A 15763-nucleotide genomic window follows, 5' to 3' on the forward strand; every position below is an offset into this window, starting at 1 on the left:
GCCGTACATGATCTGCAGGTCGTCCTCGGCGGCGACGTCGCGGATGAAAGCGAAGAAGTCGTCGGCTTCCCGGTCCAGGCCGAGGGTGTAGAGGGCCCAGAGCGCGAACGTGGAATCGCGCACCCATGTGTACCGGTAGTCCCAGTTCCGCTCTCCCCCGGGCGTCTCGGGCAGCGAGGTGGTGGGCGCCGCGACCAGAGCTCCAGTCGGCGCGTAGGTGAGGCCCTTCAACGTCAGCGCGCTGCGCTGCAGCTGCTCCCGCCACGGGTGGTCCGGGAACTCGCCCCCGGTGATCCATTGCCTCCAGAATTCAGTGGTCTGCCACTGCTTGCGTGTGGCTTCTTCCCACGTCCGCGGCGGGGGCAGCGACCCCCAGGAGAGCGCGATAAAGGCCTGCTCGCCCTCGGTCATCCGGCTGCGAATGACCGCGATGGAGTCCTCGATGCCCAGCCGGCGGTCGGTAGTCAGATGCAGCACCGGATCCCCCTCATCGCCGCTGACGGTCACGGCCTCTCCGTATGCGGGGCTGGAGAACTCCCACCGTGCCCGGCGCTGGCCGTAGCCGAAGACCGGCTCGCACAGCACGGACAGCTCAACCGCACCGTTGACGCACCGTACGGTGCGCAGCAGGCAATGCTCGGCCTCGTAGTTCGTCGGCGGGCGGCGGTACCGGCCGGCCCTCTCGTCGGTGTGGTGCCACGGACCCATCACCAGGGCATCCCTCACGATCAGCCAGCCCGTCCTGGTCTGCCAGGTGGTCTCCAAGATCAAGCTGCCGGGGAGATAGCGGCGCGCAGTGGGCTCCCGGACGCCGTAGGGTGCCACCTTGAAGCCACCCGCGGCGCGGTCGAGGATAGTGGAGAACACACTCGGTGAGTCGTGACGCGGCACGCACATCCACTCGACCTGCCCGCTCGATGCAATCAAGCAGTTGGCCTCACAGTCAGACAAAAACCCATAGTCGGCGATCGGCGGATACGGGCTCGTGCCGGCCCCGGGCCGCCGCCTCCCCTCCGCCCCTGACCGGGCGTCGATGCTCACCACCCCAGTATGTTCCCCTCAGGGTGGAAACGGGACCCCGGCTACCTGGACGGCTTCCTCCCCAACGGTCAGTGCTTCATCGCAGAGGACGACGGCGATGCGGCGGCGAAAATATCGTACGGCCGCCGGCCAAAGAGGCGCTGGACCTGAATTCCCTACATGGTCGATGGCCTCCTCGACCCGGGACAACGTTGACCCGCTCTGCCAACCCTTGGGATTGTTCAATCGGGGCTCTGAAGGATTTCGCCGATGATTGTGCTGAGAATCCCCGTCGGCTCAGCAATTCCGATGGATCGACAAGATGAACAACGGAGGATTGATCTCATGTCACAGGTACGGCGTTTCGATCATGTTGGTATCACCGTTGCCGATCTCAAAGAGGTGACGGCGTTCTTCGTCGGGCTGGGCCTCGAGGTCGAGGGCGCGCCGATGTTCGTCGAGGGCGAGTTCCTCGACACGGTGATCGGCATCCCCGACTCCCGTACGGAAATCGTCATGCTCCGGCCGCCCGACGGAGGTACCCGGCTGGAGCTTTCGAGCTTTGTCCGGCCCGACCACCAGCCTGGATCGCCCGCGGCGATGGCAAATGAGTTGGGGCTGCGCAACGTCGCCTTCGAGGTCGACGACCTCCAGGCGGTCGTCGACCGTCTGGCCGCGGACGGCTTCGGGCTGGTCGGCGACATCGGCCAGTACGAGCACCTCTGGCGCATGGCCTATGTGCGCGGCCCGGAGGGGATTATCGTGTCCCTGGCCGAGCGGATCGGCTGATTCGCCAACTCCAAACCCGCTAGCACGCCTGCGCCTTGATATGTCAGGGCCCCGCCGAGTGCTGGCATGATGGGCGCATGAGCAGAGTCACATGCGATCTGACTATTTCCCTCGACGGATTCGTTGCGGGCCCAAACCAAAGCATGACGGAGCCTTTGGGCCGGGGCGGAGAACTCCTCCACAGGTGGATGTTCGAAGAAGCCGAGTCCAACGCTGCGGAGCTCGAAGGCATCCTCGCCGCTGGCGCCTACATCATGGGCCGGAACATGTACGCCGGTCCCGGGGCATGGGATGAGCAGTGGCGGGGATGGTGGGGTGAGGACCCGCCTTATCACGCACCTGTGTTCGTTCTCACCCATCACCCCCGCGAGCCCTTGGAGATGGAGGGCGGCACAACGTTCAACTTCGTGGCCGATGGGATCGAATCGGCGTTGGCCCAGGCGCGGAAGGCCGCTGGCAGTAAGGACGTGGCCATAGCCGGAGGAGYGCAGACCGCCCGACAATTCCTTTCGGCGGGGCTGATCGACGAGCTGCGGCTCCACATTGCGCCCATAGTTTTGGGAGCGGGCGAGCGGTTGCTGGACGGCGTGACGGACCTCAAGCTTGAGCCGACGGACGTGAGCGGTTCCCGCCTCGTCACCCACGTGCGCTATCGGGTAATCCGCTGACAGGCTGACCCTTGGTTCTCGGAGGTCACTCGGCCTGCCCGAGGACCACGGGATGGACGAAGCCTCGAATTTCGTCGATCAGGCCGAACCGTCGCGGGACACCCTCATCGCGCTCGCGGTTGTTCCTGGCCAGGACCACGACGGCAACCACGACGGCGGCCGGGATCGGGAGCGTGACCACCAGTCCCGCCCACTGCCCACGGCGTGACCGTCCCGGTCACATCAACGGCGACGAGCCCAGCATCCCCACGTCGATCATCGCGACCAGCCCGACGAGCGCTTTGACGCCCAGTGACATGTACTGCCGGTACCAGCGCGCCGAGGCCAGCGGGCGCGCCGGGTCAAGGTCGGGCCGGCTGTGGAAGGTGGCCGCCGCGATACCCACGAGCAACCCGGTCACACCGATTTGCCGGGCGGCGCCGGGGCGACCAGTGGCGCAGGAACGCCTCGAACTATCGCAGGGAAATACAGTTCGGCTGGAATTAGACGGCGACCCGGGCTTTGGCCACGTATGGATCGAGCACGCCGGTCATGACCTCGGCCAGCTTGGCGTGGCCGAGATCGTTCGGGTGTATCTGATCCGGTTCCGGGTAGAAGAACGGGGTAGGGTCGGCGGCGAAGACACCGTACTGGCCCACGAGGAACGGCAGGCCCGTTTCCTCGGCACACTCGGCATGGAGATCGAAGACCCGGCGAATCCGCGGTGGCTCTTCCAGGAAGGGCCAGTAGGGTTCGACGACGAGCACCTGGGAGTCCGGGAGCGAATCGCGCAGTCGGGACATGTCCTCGATCATGGTCCGGCGGAGCTTGTCGTCGTTCTCGGGCAGTTGGGGGTAGTCGTTGGCCCCGAGCGCAATCAGCGCGATCTGCGGTTCAGCGTCGATGACCATCTCCAGCGGGTGCCTTTCGAACAGGTCAGTATCGCGCTTGGTAAGAAATCCCAGGCCGTTGACTGCGAAATTGCGCTCCTCCAGCCCGAGGTTCCGGCACACGATGGATGTCCACCGCTTGTCGACGTGGGAAATCCCCCGCCAACCTGTCGAAATGCTGTCTCCGTACACCCCAAGTCGCAAAGTCATTCCAGGACCCTAGCACCCCCTCGCGCCCGGGCCTTCGTCAACTCCACCAGCGGGAGCGTAGCCTGCGATTAGCCACCAAACAGGGCTGGCCATTAAAGGATCCTTGGGTTTTTGCGGAACGTTTCGCCGACGTCCATATGGGACGCCCCCTACAGGAGGACGCCGCAGCCACGTACTCAAGACCTCGCCAAATTTGCGGCCGAGTACCGTCCGTATCTAGACCGGTCGGGGTGAAGCGAAAGCCCGATACTCAGCGGGGTGGGACCAAGGGTGGGGCAGGATGATCCTGTGACCACCAATGACGAGCAGCTCTTTCTGGCCTATATCGACAAGAACCCGGTCAACGGGCAAATACTTAATCTGGCGCCGGTTCTTGGCGTCTCTGACTGGTGGCTGACTGCCGGGGCGTTGTTCCAAACCGTGTGGAACGTGCTGGAAGGGAAGAATCCCCGAGCCGGCATCCGGGACTACGACCTGTTCTACTTCGACGAGGACACCTCCTACGAGGCGGAAAACGCGGTGATTCTGCGGGCGCGTGAGCTGTTCAAAGATCTGGATGTCGACGTCGAAGTTCGCAACGAAGCCCGCGTTCACCTTTGGTACGAGGATCACTTTGGCGTTCCGGCCATCCCCTTCACCAGCACCGCTGATGCGATCGATCATTTCGCCGCGAAGACCTGCTGCTTCGCCGTCACCTCAGATAGGGCGGGAGTCCTCACCACATACGCACCCCACGGCTACGATGACCTGTTCGCACGGAAGGTAGTGCCAAACCCGGTGCTTGCACCCCAGGCTGTGTACGAGACGAAAACCAAAAGGTGGAGTGCTGAATGGCCCTCGCTAACAGTACTGCCGTGGCCCACGGCCAGATCCTTCAATGAAGTACTGGTGCCGACCACAACAACTGGCGGATCGCAATCATGACCGCCCCACTTCAAATGCGGTGGATGGCAGCCCCGGCTATGGTCGATCCAGTTGTTCGAAGACAACTTCTGGAGTGTTGGCGGGACGTCACCAACGCGGGCGGAGCCGTGGGTTTCCCATTCCCACCGGTTTCCGATGAGCAAGTCCGGTCTTCACTTGATGCCATGGTTCAGTCGCTCGATGAATCGGCCAATCGGCTCCTGCTGGCGTCTATCAACGGTGAGCTGGCTGGATGGCTGTTCCTGGCCRGTAATTCCAGCGAGCTCACAGCGCACTGGGCACGAGTACTTCGCGTCCAGACCGCACTTGGCTTCAGGAAGCGCGGCGTCGGGGCGTGCACTCATGGCCGAGGTAGCCGAGCTGCCACCGAGGACTTAGCCCTTGACCAACTGCACCTAGAATTACGTTCAGGCATGGGCCTTGAAGACTTCTACAGGTCATGCGGGTGGCAGGAAATCGGGCGTTGGCCAGGAGCCCTCCGCTTGCCGGAGGGTGACCAAGACGAGGTCCTCATGACCCTGCCCCTAAGCTAGGCTCTCGAAACGGCCGGCAGCGCCCGGTATCGATCCGTCAGCGGGCGTGTGCAATGAACACCATGAAGGGTGCGTCAGGGGTGAATGTTGTGCGAGCCCAGTCCTGGTAAACGGCTTCCACCTCGAAGCCGGCTGCGGCGAGCTGCTGTCCAAGGGTGTCAGCGTGGCGGAAAGCGAAGCGCGCCGTCTCTGTCACACTTTCACCGGTTTGCAGGAACTGGTTGTGGAACCTGGCGGTAACGACGCCCTCGTCGGGCTCGGACACGTCTGCCCACTCGAGGAGCGGCCCATGTGGGGTGTCGCGGCGAGAGCGCTCCTGCGTGCCCCAACTCTCCCACTCACGGGCTACGGGGTTTCTGCTGTCAAAGGCCAACACTCCACCTGTTCGCAGATGAGCGCGGAGATCCAGCAACGTGCGTTGCCACTCCGGATCAAGGATGTGCTGGACGACATTGCCCGTCAGCACGGCGACATCGAAATTCTTGGGAGGGATGGCGCGGCTGTCGCCGAGGATCCAGTCCACGGCATCCGCTCCTTGCCGACGCCGCGCGAAAGCAAGCATCGCTTCCGACGGGTCAATGCCAACAACAGTGCGTCCCTCCCGGGCGAATGTAGCTGTCAGGATGCCAGTCCCGCACCCAACGTCGAGTATGGACTCCGCCTCGTACTCGTCAGCTACCGAACCGTAGAAGTCATGGCCCGGCCCATCCGGATTGTCGTGGTCGTACAGGTCAACGAGCCTGGCGTCGTAATCGCTCACAACTAGACCCTACGGGCCGCCCGCGCGAGTTGAATACGGCAACGAACAGCGGTGTATTGCCGAAGGAGTTGATTGGGTCGACCATCGCACCGAGGTTGAGCAGCGCGGCCGCCGCGGCCAGGGCGTGTTCCTGGGACGCAAGATGAAGCGGGGTGAATCCCTGGCTGTCGGACGAATCGGGCGACTCGCCTTCGGCGATTAGTCGGGTCACCTCCGTGGCATCATTCCTGAGTGCTGCGTAATAGAGCAGGGACCGACCGGCGGGATCCATGGATACCTCGATTCTTGGTACTAGGGGGCACCATAACCGATCCCTCTGCAGCACAGGGTTGGTCCCTACTCTTGGCGGATTCCAATTGTGAGCGTGGAGACTGAAGGCTTAGCCAATTCGCGGAGCTCGCGTATTGTGACGTAGTTGGGCGTGACGAGCACCGCGTCCGGCAGGAAACGCACGGTCGTTCCTGTCGTTCCGTCGTCGGGGATGCCGGTGAAGTCCGTCACTGGAACGCCATGCTCATATCGCTGAGTCCAGGAGCCATTATGCCGGCGGTTCGTGTGTGTGAGCCAAGTGCTGAGGGCGGCGACGACCGACATCCCGCGACGCGGCAGCGCGTCGGCTAGCTCGACAGCCTCTGGCGAATCGAAGAACCGAAGATCCTTGGTGGCCATCACTGGCTTTCGGATCGTCTGGCCTTGGTCGTCGATGCGTGTATCCGTTCCGCGCCCGTTGTCGGCGACGGACACCGATCCATCGGCGTGAACTGCGATCGTGATATGAGCTGGCCGGCCGTGGTGCTCGGCTTCGTCTACTGCATATGCAAGCACTTCAAGCACGAGGTGAAGGGTACCGTGCGGCGCGTATACGTCTGCTTGACTCCGGATTTGCGCAAGATGATCGAGATCTACCAGTTTGGACCAGTCGTGTGTGGTGATCCTCCATTGGGCCCTCGGCTTTTCCATGCGGAACAGTATTGCAAGCTGCCCTCGCCGCATTCCGCTGAAACGCCGGTTGAGGTGTCCCGTAAGCCGGTCCTCATTGGATACTCATGCCGTCTCGCTGGAGACAAGTCTTCGTCCCAGAGACGCCTGGAACCGAATCAAATAGCCGTCAGGATCTGCCACCAGAAACTGTGCGACGCCGGCTTCGTACTCGCCGGTTCTGTACCACTTGGTCTCTGGCGCCATGAAGAGCGGCCAGCCTCCGGCATCCAGTGCATTCACGAGCGGCTCGATCGACGGAACTGAAACCTGAAAGTTAATGCCGCGCCCGAGCGGACGTTCAAGAGTCCCAGTGATCCAGTTACGACCCATTCCAGCCTGCTCCAGCATGACGTGCGCCGAGCCCCTGGCGATATAGGCGAATCCCTCATTGATCCGGTGATAGAGCACCGCAAACCCGCACAGCCGGCACCAGAAATCCAGGCTCTTGTCGAGATCCGTGATCAGAAGCTCCGGCACCAAGCCCGGATCCGGTGCAACAGTTGCTGTAGTCATACCAAGATCTTCCCAGTTGTTCGCGAAACAGTTCTCGCGCCAGACTCCCGCACCTACCAGAAGCTAGTCGAGGGTGCCTTTGGAAAGATCGTCATCAGCAAGCAGCCCTCGCGATATTGTGCCCGATCGGGCCGAGCTGCGCTGAAATCTGACCTGCAGCGATGCGGGCGGGTGTCCTTCTCAATAACGATCCTCTAGCGGGATACTGGGCTGCGTCAACGTTGGGCCCATCAACTGTTCCGTGCCGAAATATGGAAGCGTCTGAAATGAATCAGTTAGGACGCCGGCCCATCCGGTAGCTGTCGGTCGGCATATGCCGCACGTTCACGCCCATCGCTGCTGTCGATCCCCGTGCCGGCGAAAATCAGGCCCACCTTGAGGGCAGTCGCTCGGGAACGGGCATTGAGTGGGTCGATCCACGCGATGACCGACGACGCCGGATCGACGGACTGAGCTGCCGCAATACCGGCCATAGCGAGTTCGGTCGCGTAACCCTGGCGCTGCAACGAAGGGTCGATGCGTTAGTTGAGATTCCAGCTACCGCTTCGATGCCGCTGGACGCCCCCGCTTCCGACGACAACGGAAGGATCCTCGGCAAGGAACGCGATCCAGTAGCTGAGACCGTCACTGTTCCAACGCCTGCCGTCCGCTCGACGTAGATCTCTGTCTGAAATGGCGGACTTTTCGCACCGCTCAAATGTCACCCTTGGTGACCGCTAGCCGATCCTTCATCGGATCTCTGCAGGCCAGCAGCAATCTAGGTCAGGGCTTGTTTCCAGGCGTCTTGATTGCGTAAGACATAGTCAGCCGCGGCGTGCCAGTGCTCGCCGTGTCCACTGACGTACATTTCTGCCCAAGGCTGGAATCCGGATTCATATGAGGACTTCAACAGCTCGTGCATGGCCGCCGTCCTCCTTCCTAGGGCCTCGGGCAACGCTTCTCGTAGGACCTCGTTAGCCTCATAACCGTCGATAACAGCGCGCAGCCTCGCGGCTGCCTCTGGAACCGGTTGGCCTTCAAAGAGCATTCCAAAGGACTGAGCTGCATATGCAAGGTCCCAGAGGCGCGTACTCGGCCCCGCTGCGTCCCAATCGATGAACACCCACCGTTCGCCCATAATGAGGTTCCACGGCGCCAGGTCGTTGTGGCACATCAGGTTCGGATTCTCGGCAGGAAGCAGAAGGTTCCATTCGGTCGTATCCGGGAGACCAAATCCTTCGCTCGCATCGTGCATCTGGCGAATCAAACGGCCGACCCGCAAGAGGTCATCCTGCCGTAGAGGCAACTGGTCCATCGCAGATACACCCTCGACGTACTCGATGACATGTCGCTCAGCGTGATCCTTGCCCAGGGGTTTGGGGACGTCAACGCCAGCTACCTGTAGAGCTTTCAGGTACTTCTGGACGATGGCAGAGTTTTCCAGCCACGGTTTGCGGACCGTATCGCCAATACGAACGACACTCTCTGAGGCGTTTCCGCCTACAAGTTCTTCAGCTTCCTCATTCACCCGAAGAACGCTACTGCGTGCAAACAAACTGGCCAAGCCATCTCCCGGGCGGAGCCAATACGCGCCCCGCTAAGGGATCCCTCACTGCGACACGAATCGAGTCAGACAGCGGCAACGGTCAGTTCTCGGCCGACGATGATAGCTAAGAGGTCGTCTAGAGTTCCGTGGCACTTCTCCAACTCAGGTAGGTGGTAGAACGTGCTGGTGGTCGCAAGGTTGTTGATGACTTCGTCCGGCGAATGCAGGATTGTCCTTCTGCCTTGAGCGATCGCGATGCCAAGCTCAACATGCGTGCCCTTCCCGCCTGGAAGCAGGATTACGACGACGTCGGCACCTGTCACTGCATCTCTCTCATGCTGCCCGATGGAGCGCAGATCACCGAGAGTGACTGTACCCGCATCGCGCGCCGACGCGTTCTGGGTCCAGTCGTACGTGTTGACGTAGCCCTTGCTTTCCAAGGTTTGCGCGACGTACCGGACGTTGACGATATTCCTGAAGCTCGACGCAATATAGAACCTTTTCAAAGCTTCTGCCTCCTGATTGGAACTGCGACCATTGTTCCTTAATGAGCCGGCCCCGGGGCGTCACGTACCCCTCCTAAAGGCATCCTCTACCGGACGCTCGGTCATTCAGCGCCGTAGTTGCAGGATTCAAAAGCACGGGGTCATCCGTTCACTTGGGTTGGCGCTGTCAGATTAGCGAGCCGGTTTCTACTTCAGGGCCGAAGACTCTCGTGTCTCATAGCTGAGGCTGCTGAACTCTTCGTCCAACTCGTTCACCTGGATGAGGTATCCATCAGGGTCCTTGACTGTGAAATATCGGCCGAAGGTTTCGTCCATGATGTCTGATGGCATGTAGCCCGCGTCCGTGAGCCGCTTTGCGGAGAGCTCCAGCTTTTCGTCGCTTGTGAATTGCAGTGCCACGGCTCTGGCATCTGCATGGGTGGTTTCCGTTTCAGCGATGTGTAGTCCCAGCTGACCACCGCCGCCGCGCAAGTCCGCCCAGGTTCCGCTTGTGGCTGCAGCATTTTCGTGCAGTCCTAGCGCGGAATAGAACCTATTTGCGAGCTCGATGTTCCGCACAAAACGAATTGGAGTGACTTTCATTTGCTCGACCCTTCCTTGTTTAGAGCCTCAGTTAGCGCCTCTTCTACAAACGATGACAATGACAACCCACGCTCGATAGCGGCGTGCTTCACCTGCCTGACCAGCTGTGGCGGCAAGTAGATGTTGAACTGAGTCTTATCGGCCATAGCTAGGATGCTAGCAATCTAGCAATGTAGAGACAAGGGGTTTCGACGATCCGTCAACGGACGGTTGGGCTTCCCGGCGACTTACAAGGGTCCCAACTCAACACGGCATCGCAGAGTTCGTCTAACGGTCGCTCGCTGCCCAGGCGCAGCACCGGCAGGTCAAGTTGGTCAAGCCATGCCTCATGAGCTGCGCGGCTTCTACCGTCGAACGCCGGATCGTCGTAACGTTTTGCCCAGTCCAGGAAGCCGGACCACGCCGCCTCATCGAAGTCCTGGCCGGCCCGTCGATGGACCTCGCGGGCCTCGAGGCGTCGCAATCGCTCACGAGGGTCAAGCGTCAAAAAGACCACGGCGTCGCACTCTGCAACGATGCTCTCACCCCAGCCCATCATTGACCCGGACAAGACCCAGCCCTCCCGCGGAACGAAAACGTCGCGCATCAGAGCCCGCCGAGCGTTCTCAGGACGCTTCTCGACGTACGGCGGGACGGTGGGCACCCAGAAATAGTCGTCGGCGTCCGCATGAGGAACCGACCAATGGTCAGCCAACGCCCGACCGAGCGACGTCGTACCACTACCACTCGCCCCCATCACATGAACCCTCCCACGCTGCATGACTTAATTATCGGGTGTGACCAGGGGCAAAGAATGCATGCGGCGCGGGCTTCCCATGCGCGGGGATGCTGTCCCGTAAGCCGGTCCCCCACCGCGACACTCTCGACCCGCTCCCCCACCGCGAAAAATCCCATACATTGTGAATCGCAGCGCTAAATGACACCCCTGGTGCCCGTAAGCCGATCGTTGATCGGGCGGTTGGTCGGTGTTACCGTGAGGGCGATTGCGGGAGGCACAGTGTCATTGCTTTGGTGGGTCTTGTTAGAGCGCTTTGTCCACGCCGACGTTGCGATCCGCATGACGGTCAGTGCGGGTGCGCCCCCGGTAACGGCTCTCGTTCTCGTTGCTCTGGTCATTGCCCTGGCGATCCTCATGGCCTACACCTTCCAAGCGCTGCTCTGCACCCTTTTGGCGCTTGGGGTCCACTCCGACGCCCCGGGTCCGGATGACCAGCCCGGTCGAGGCTCCCTGTCCTTGGTCTGGTCCGCACCCGTCGGTGGGACAGGTCCTCGCGCGCCGGGCCGACGTCGCCGTCGCCCGGGAGCCTCCACGCAGCCCTCTAGAATCCGACCATTGCCGGCAACCTAGCCGCACACGGCTGGAACGTGCCTACACGCTCGCGCGCTACTCCTCCCGGGCGACCTCAGAACACCTCTCTGACTGCCGCCACAAGGAGCTCATCGCCATGTCCCGCACTACCCTCCTCTCCTCACTCCGCAACAAGCCCCCGCGATACCGCTCACCGACTCCCCGTCGCCTTGGACTGCTGTGGCGGCTCGCCCGTCGGCTCTCCCGCCGTGTGGCTATGCGAGCCACTCTGTTCGGTGGGTGGGTCTGGTTCGCGGCCGGCTCGCTGATTGGATTCGAAGCGTTCGACATCATCTTCGGCACGTTCGCCCTGGCCCCCGAGCTGCTCCCGGTCGTAATCCTCGGGCTCGCACTGACTTGGTATTTCCGCGGTCAAGTTCGACGAGTTTCGACACGTGCCCGCGCGTATCGGCGCCTCAGACGCATACGTGCCGATCGCAGATGACGCGCGCACTCCATGGTCTCAGCCGATAACCGCTAAGACAGGCACTCCCAGGCGGCTGCCTTGCATAAGTTATCGTTTATCGTTATGTTAACGACAAGCGATAATCCTTGTCTCGGATTGGGGATGGACTGTGGCAACTACATTGGCCTATTTGGACCGCAAGGGTGCGTTGCTGTTTGCGATCGTCTTTGGACTGGCTGCGCTCGGCATCGCTGTCGCGGCAATCGTGGCCGTGTTCGCAGGACTGGCGAGCACGCCGCTTCTGAATGTGCCCCTCACGAACCTGGCGACGCCGGCGCTCGGTGAGGGCAACAGCGAAGTCCTCCGGGCCGCGTACGCCGCAGCCGACATGCAGCCGGCCAGACTCACCTCGACCGAACGCTCTTTGCTGCTCGGATCAGGACTCCTGGGCGGTCTTGCGGGTCTGCTGTCTGCGGCGACACTGGGCCTGATCAGTTGGTCTGTGTACCGAGGCACAGGCTTCGGTAAGCAGCTGGCCCGCGCCGTCGGCATCTCGGGTATCGCCGTGATGACCTGGGGACTTCTGGGCCCCTTCATGAACGCAATCGCCCACCACTCGATCCTCAGTCGGATCACATTGCTTCCGGAACAGGAAACAAGTGATTTCTTCGTCATGGAACTGGATCTGTGGCCGGTCGCGGTCGGACTCGGTGCTGCCGCTCTCGCGGCCATGTTCGAGACGGGCCGGCGTCAGCAGCTGGAACTGGACGGGCTGATCTGATGGCTCCCACGTCGGATGAAGAGCAACAGATACATTGCAGACTCGACGAGCTCCTCGCGGCCCGGGGCATGACCCTGACCGAGCTCAGCCAGCGGGTAGGAATCAGCATCGTCAACCTGTCTGTGCTGAAAAATGACCGGGCGCGTGCGATCCGCTTTTCCACGCTGTCCGCGATCTGCGATGTTCTCGACTGTGCGGTCGGTGACCTGCTGGTCGTGAGCCCCTAGCGACGGCTAGCACAGTCGCGCGCGACGGCCCGGACCTGATTCAGCTGCCCGGCTAAGCCCACCACATTCTGGAGAAAGTTTGTGGAAACGGTGGACCACGCGTGCGGGAGCCGGCGGTTGACGCGCCCGCCGAAAAGTCCGCGTTCAGTAGGACCGAGAACGTGACTACTCGGGCGCCCTGGCTGCAAATCTAGATGTTGGGATCTGAGGCACGAAGCGAGAGAGTGGCCCTGGCGGCGAAGGTAACGCCGGCGAGCAAAAGTATGACCGCCGAGACGATGCTGTACCAAACCCCGTTGGAGTTCAATGCGATGTATACGCCGACGAGAGAGAGAAAACAACTGCCCCCAGCGACCAAATGAGCGTTGCTCTCATGGTGTTATTTATGACATCGGCCTAAGGGCTGCATTGATTGGTGAAGTTCCTAGCCGCGTAAGGGGATCCCTTGCCCGGCGCTTATGGCGTCGTCTAGCGACCCGGGTTCTACTCGTCGTAGTCCACGTCAGCAAAGGCTTTGACCTCTTCACGCAGTTGCTCGGCGATCCTGGCACCCTCTGTTTTCCAAGTCATGTAGTTTTCAGCCGAACTCCAACCGCTCTCATACAAGTTTTCGGCATCCCACACGTCGTACCAAGCGCGAAGCCGGTGAGTGAGGTTCTCTGACAGTCCAAAGAATGCCGGTTCCATCGTGTATTGGCTGGGACGCTCAGCAGTGCTGTTCTCCCAAAGTGGCCACCGATGGCCGTAATCAGGAAACAGGCGGATGACGCGACGGGCGAGTTTCTTTGGCATGACCGCATACTAACTCTCAGCGACAGAAGGGAATGACCGCGGTCATATTAACTCCGTCGCTGAATGCGCTGCTAAACCGGGCCTGGCAATGAATCGGCTTACGGGGCGCACCGTCTGCCCGGGCCACGACATCGCAAACCCTGCCCGCCCGCAAGCCGGTCGCTATCCGTTCCACRGTGTCCCCAAATACACCCGTAAGCGGCTCCCTTAGTCACGCGCCTGGTCGACTGTRGCTAGGTCCGCACTGCCAAATTGCGTCTTTAGGTCCGGGCTCTGCCGGTTTGCATCCCACAGCGCACGCGCGTCCTCGAGCGTCCAGGGGCGAAGTTCGACGGTCATGGCTCCTATCGTGCCCGACGAAGTACGACGGCCACGAATTGCCCGCAAGCCGGCGGCCTAACGGGCGCTGCTGCGTTCGAAAGGGGATCCCCCAGCGGGCATTCTTCGATGCGTTAAAAGACGCAACCGAGCATGCAGATGACAGCTGCTCCCGCCCCGGGGAGAGTGGTGAAGCTGGCAGCGCCAGTCGGCACTGCCTGCGGGCGGGTACCTTCATTCGATGCGGACGGGAATCAGAGTGTGGTTACGGCGCCGCACCCAGAGTACCTAGTCCGAACAACGTGATGGATTCGAAGCCGTGGGGGATCCGGAACGTGATCCCGTGGGCATTGGTCCGTGCCATCCTGTAACCGAATGTTGCCGACAGGTCGTCGGTGGGTTCTACCYTGAGTGGTCACTGAGACAACGGTTCCTGGTTTTGGTGCGTGGTCGTCTGCCGGGCATTCTCCACAACATAGACCTCCCCGTCGGGCGCTTTTTTGTGGGACTCCGTGGTGTAGAAGCGGATCTCGTGTCCGTCCGGGTCCGAGAGACCGGGCAGAATCCACCCGAGAGAGGCGACCTGGACGCCAGCATGGGCGTCCCCAACTGCGTCAGCCGCGCGGAGAGCTGGTCAATTGCCGCCTTGGTCGGAACGCCTATGGAAAAGTAATCGAATCCGGACGAGGCCGCCGCTTTGCCGGGGTCCAGCCGCAGGGCCAGTCTCGGTCCGCCATCCGGGTGATTAAGAGCAAGGACCATGACTTTGCCATCTTCGCGGAACTCCATCGCAACGGCATAACCCAGCCGGCTCTGGTACCACTCGCGGCTGCGGTCGAGATCACTGACCGGGAGTTTGAGGTGATGCACGCCATCGAACTGGGGAACCTGAGTGTCCACGGCAAATCCTTTGATCGCAGGGTCGTGTTCCAACGATAGGTCCGAATCAGCTGCGGGAAGCCGCAATCGTGGCGCCCCTCGTAGTAGTTTGGTCCAGCGCTGTCAGCGAGAGCTTCCGCGGGCGAGCACGCAACGCAAATTTTCCGTCCCACAAGCCGGTGGCCCATAGGACGCTCTGGCGTCTGACGAAGGATTCCCTGAACAGACTTCCGTACCGCCGGCTTTGCGCTTTTTAGGATTTTTGCGCTGAGCCCACTACCCAGCGGTTCCATCGGTTGAACATTCCGCTCGGTGGTGTGCCAAGAGCGCGAATTGCCCTCTTGTACCAACGATGGCCGAGGTAGTAGACGACGCTGAAGAGGACAAGCAGGACGGCCAGGATGATTAGATACCAGTCCTTCGCGGCCTGGTATTCCTGGTAGCCGGGCTGCCCATAAATCAGTTCACCTGAAACCAAGGGGACGGTCACGTCCAGGAAGTAGTGGAAAACCTGGATGAAGGGCGCTAGCAGAAGAGCAAAGGTTAGAACGACGAAAGCAAGGTACTTGAACCAGACTTTCGCRCACCGTTTGTTCCAAGAAGCAATCCGTTCTTTCTTGTCCGCGTCTATCGGCTGATTCATGCTGTTCCCCCCATTTTTTGTTTTCCTAATGCATAGCCTACGTGGGCTAATTTTTCGGCAGTTGATGATCACCGGCGGTCGAATACATTCTTACGTCGGGTGGACCATGCAATCCCAAGAACAAGAGGGGCGCGGAACCATCGACGCACTACGGGCGCCTCTTCCGGCCCGTCCCGTAAGGCGGTCCCCCGCCGCGACACCATCAACCCTCTCCCCCGCCGCGAAAAATCCCATACAGATGCTGGAATCTGTGACTTTCGGCGGTAAATGGCGGGGTTTTCACAGCGCTACGTGGCGCATGGTGCAGCCCGGAGAAGGGGTGTGGCTGAGAGCATTTGGCAGCCTCGTCCGGCAAGGATGTGGACGTCCCCTAAGGGGCCTGGTTGAGCGTCTTCGTTGGTAGGACGAAGGCGGAGATCGCGACAGTTAGCGCGATATACAGCAGCGCTGTGCGTGAGGAAGCGTTTGTCATGATCAATCCTGCAAGAG

At 61.2% G+C, this 15763-nt stretch carries 22 protein-coding genes; 5 read left to right on the top strand and 17 right to left on the bottom strand.

Annotated elements, in window-relative coordinates:
- Positions 1 to 1044, bottom strand: a 1044-nt coding sequence (locus tag AC1DHX_RS18275; protein WP_476900324.1) for a glycoside hydrolase family 15 protein, incomplete at its 3' end; no start/stop codon positions are given.
- Between the two features lie 321 nt (positions 1045 to 1365).
- Here AC1DHX_RS18275 and AC1DHX_RS18280 point away from each other — a divergent pair.
- A complete protein-coding gene (locus tag AC1DHX_RS18280) occupies positions 1366 to 1809 on the top strand; it encodes a VOC family protein (RefSeq protein ID WP_476858528.1) in 444 nt (147 codons plus the stop codon).
- A gap of 77 nt (positions 1810 to 1886) precedes the next feature.
- On the top strand, positions 1887 to 2477 hold the full coding sequence (locus AC1DHX_RS18285) for a dihydrofolate reductase family protein (protein WP_476900325.1): 591 nt from the start codon (positions 1887 to 1889) through the stop codon (positions 2475 to 2477).
- 25 nt (positions 2478 to 2502) lie between these two features.
- Here the strand turns inward: AC1DHX_RS18285 and AC1DHX_RS18290 are convergent, their stop codons facing one another.
- The 3 genes from AC1DHX_RS18290 to AC1DHX_RS18300 form a co-directional block, all read right to left on the bottom strand.
- Positions 2503 to 2658, bottom strand: a complete 156-nt coding sequence (locus AC1DHX_RS18290) for a hypothetical protein (protein ID WP_476858527.1) — start codon at positions 2656 to 2658, stop codon at positions 2503 to 2505.
- A 36-nt stretch (positions 2659 to 2694) separates the two neighbouring features.
- Positions 2695 to 2877, bottom strand: coding sequence for a hypothetical protein (locus AC1DHX_RS18295; protein ID WP_476858526.1), 183 nt, complete (start codon positions 2875 to 2877; stop codon positions 2695 to 2697).
- Between the two features lie 82 nt (positions 2878 to 2959).
- Positions 2960 to 3556, bottom strand: a complete 597-nt coding sequence (locus tag AC1DHX_RS18300; protein ID WP_476850872.1) for an SGNH/GDSL hydrolase family protein — start codon at positions 3554 to 3556, stop codon at positions 2960 to 2962.
- Positions 3557 to 3844: 288 nt separating this feature from the next.
- On the opposite strand from AC1DHX_RS18300, the gene AC1DHX_RS18305 reads away from it, so the two are divergent.
- Positions 3845 to 4480, top strand: a complete 636-nt coding sequence (locus tag AC1DHX_RS18305; RefSeq protein WP_476858525.1) for a nucleotidyltransferase family protein — start codon at positions 3845 to 3847, stop codon at positions 4478 to 4480.
- A gap of 570 nt (positions 4481 to 5050) precedes the next feature.
- Here the strand turns inward: AC1DHX_RS18305 and AC1DHX_RS18310 are convergent.
- The 10 genes from AC1DHX_RS18310 to AC1DHX_RS18355 form a co-directional block, all read right to left on the bottom strand.
- Positions 5051 to 5773: a class I SAM-dependent methyltransferase gene (locus AC1DHX_RS18310; protein WP_476858524.1), complete on the bottom strand. Its 723-nt coding sequence runs from the start codon at positions 5771 to 5773 to the stop codon at positions 5051 to 5053.
- Entirely contained in the window at positions 5745 to 6044 is a 300-nt protein-coding gene (locus tag AC1DHX_RS18315) for an ankyrin repeat domain-containing protein (protein ID WP_476858523.1), read from the bottom strand. Before AC1DHX_RS18315 ends, AC1DHX_RS18310 begins: the two co-directional genes overlap by 29 nt.
- Before the next feature lie 65 nt (positions 6045 to 6109).
- The gene (locus tag AC1DHX_RS18320; protein WP_476858522.1) at positions 6110 to 6607 is read right to left on the bottom strand and encodes a hypothetical protein; all 498 of its coding nucleotides are present in this window, start codon (positions 6605 to 6607) and stop codon (positions 6110 to 6112) included.
- Between the two features lie 210 nt (positions 6608 to 6817).
- A complete protein-coding gene (locus AC1DHX_RS18325) occupies positions 6818 to 7267 on the bottom strand; it encodes a bleomycin resistance protein (protein WP_476858521.1) in 450 nt (149 codons plus the stop codon).
- 275 nt (positions 7268 to 7542) lie between these two features.
- Positions 7543 to 7773, bottom strand: a complete 231-nt coding sequence (locus tag AC1DHX_RS18330; RefSeq protein WP_476858520.1) for a GNAT family N-acetyltransferase — start codon at positions 7771 to 7773, stop codon at positions 7543 to 7545.
- A 251-nt stretch (positions 7774 to 8024) separates the two neighbouring features.
- The gene (locus AC1DHX_RS18335) at positions 8025 to 8774 is read right to left on the bottom strand and encodes a phosphotransferase (RefSeq protein ID WP_476858519.1); all 750 of its coding nucleotides are present in this window, start codon (positions 8772 to 8774) and stop codon (positions 8025 to 8027) included.
- A gap of 101 nt (positions 8775 to 8875) precedes the next feature.
- Positions 8876 to 9298 (bottom strand): hypothetical protein, encoded by a 423-nt coding sequence (locus tag AC1DHX_RS18340; RefSeq protein WP_476858518.1) that lies wholly within the window; start codon positions 9296 to 9298, stop codon positions 8876 to 8878.
- A gap of 186 nt (positions 9299 to 9484) precedes the next feature.
- Positions 9485 to 9880 carry a VOC family protein gene (locus tag AC1DHX_RS18345; RefSeq protein ID WP_476858517.1) on the bottom strand — a complete coding sequence of 132 codons (396 nt, stop codon included), beginning with the start codon at positions 9878 to 9880 and terminating at the stop codon, positions 9485 to 9487.
- Complete coding sequence (locus AC1DHX_RS18350) at positions 9877 to 10026, bottom strand: ribbon-helix-helix protein, CopG family (RefSeq protein ID WP_476850865.1); 150 nt, start codon at positions 10024 to 10026, stop codon at positions 9877 to 9879. Before AC1DHX_RS18350 ends, AC1DHX_RS18345 begins: the two co-directional genes overlap by 4 nt.
- Positions 10027 to 10079: 53 nt before the next feature.
- Positions 10080 to 10640, bottom strand: a complete 561-nt coding sequence (locus AC1DHX_RS18355) for a P-loop NTPase family protein (RefSeq protein ID WP_476863671.1) — start codon at positions 10638 to 10640, stop codon at positions 10080 to 10082.
- A 1163-nt stretch (positions 10641 to 11803) separates the two neighbouring features.
- Between AC1DHX_RS18355 and AC1DHX_RS18360 the strand changes: the two genes are divergently transcribed.
- Complete coding sequence (locus AC1DHX_RS18360) at positions 11804 to 12415, top strand: hypothetical protein (RefSeq protein WP_476849165.1); 612 nt, start codon at positions 11804 to 11806, stop codon at positions 12413 to 12415.
- On the top strand, positions 12415 to 12642 hold the full coding sequence (locus AC1DHX_RS18365) for a helix-turn-helix domain-containing protein (RefSeq protein WP_476849166.1): 228 nt from the start codon (positions 12415 to 12417) through the stop codon (positions 12640 to 12642). The genes AC1DHX_RS18360 and AC1DHX_RS18365 overlap by 1 nt, the downstream gene beginning before the upstream one ends.
- A 483-nt stretch (positions 12643 to 13125) precedes the next feature.
- Here AC1DHX_RS18365 and AC1DHX_RS18370 read toward each other — a convergent pair whose 3' ends face one another.
- The 3 genes from AC1DHX_RS18370 to AC1DHX_RS18380 form a co-directional block, all read right to left on the bottom strand.
- A complete protein-coding gene (locus AC1DHX_RS18370; RefSeq protein ID WP_476849167.1) occupies positions 13126 to 13434 on the bottom strand; it encodes a hypothetical protein in 309 nt (102 codons plus the stop codon).
- A gap of 720 nt (positions 13435 to 14154) precedes the next feature.
- Positions 14155 to 14652: a VOC family protein gene (locus AC1DHX_RS18375; RefSeq protein ID WP_476900326.1), complete on the bottom strand. Its 498-nt coding sequence runs from the start codon at positions 14650 to 14652 to the stop codon at positions 14155 to 14157.
- 232 nt (positions 14653 to 14884) lie between these two features.
- Positions 14885 to 15274, bottom strand: a complete 390-nt coding sequence (locus AC1DHX_RS18380; protein ID WP_476849169.1) for a hypothetical protein — start codon at positions 15272 to 15274, stop codon at positions 14885 to 14887.
- Positions 15275 to 15763 lie beyond the last annotated feature (489 nt).

Source organism: Arthrobacter sp. 05N33_2, from assembly GCF_056397425.1.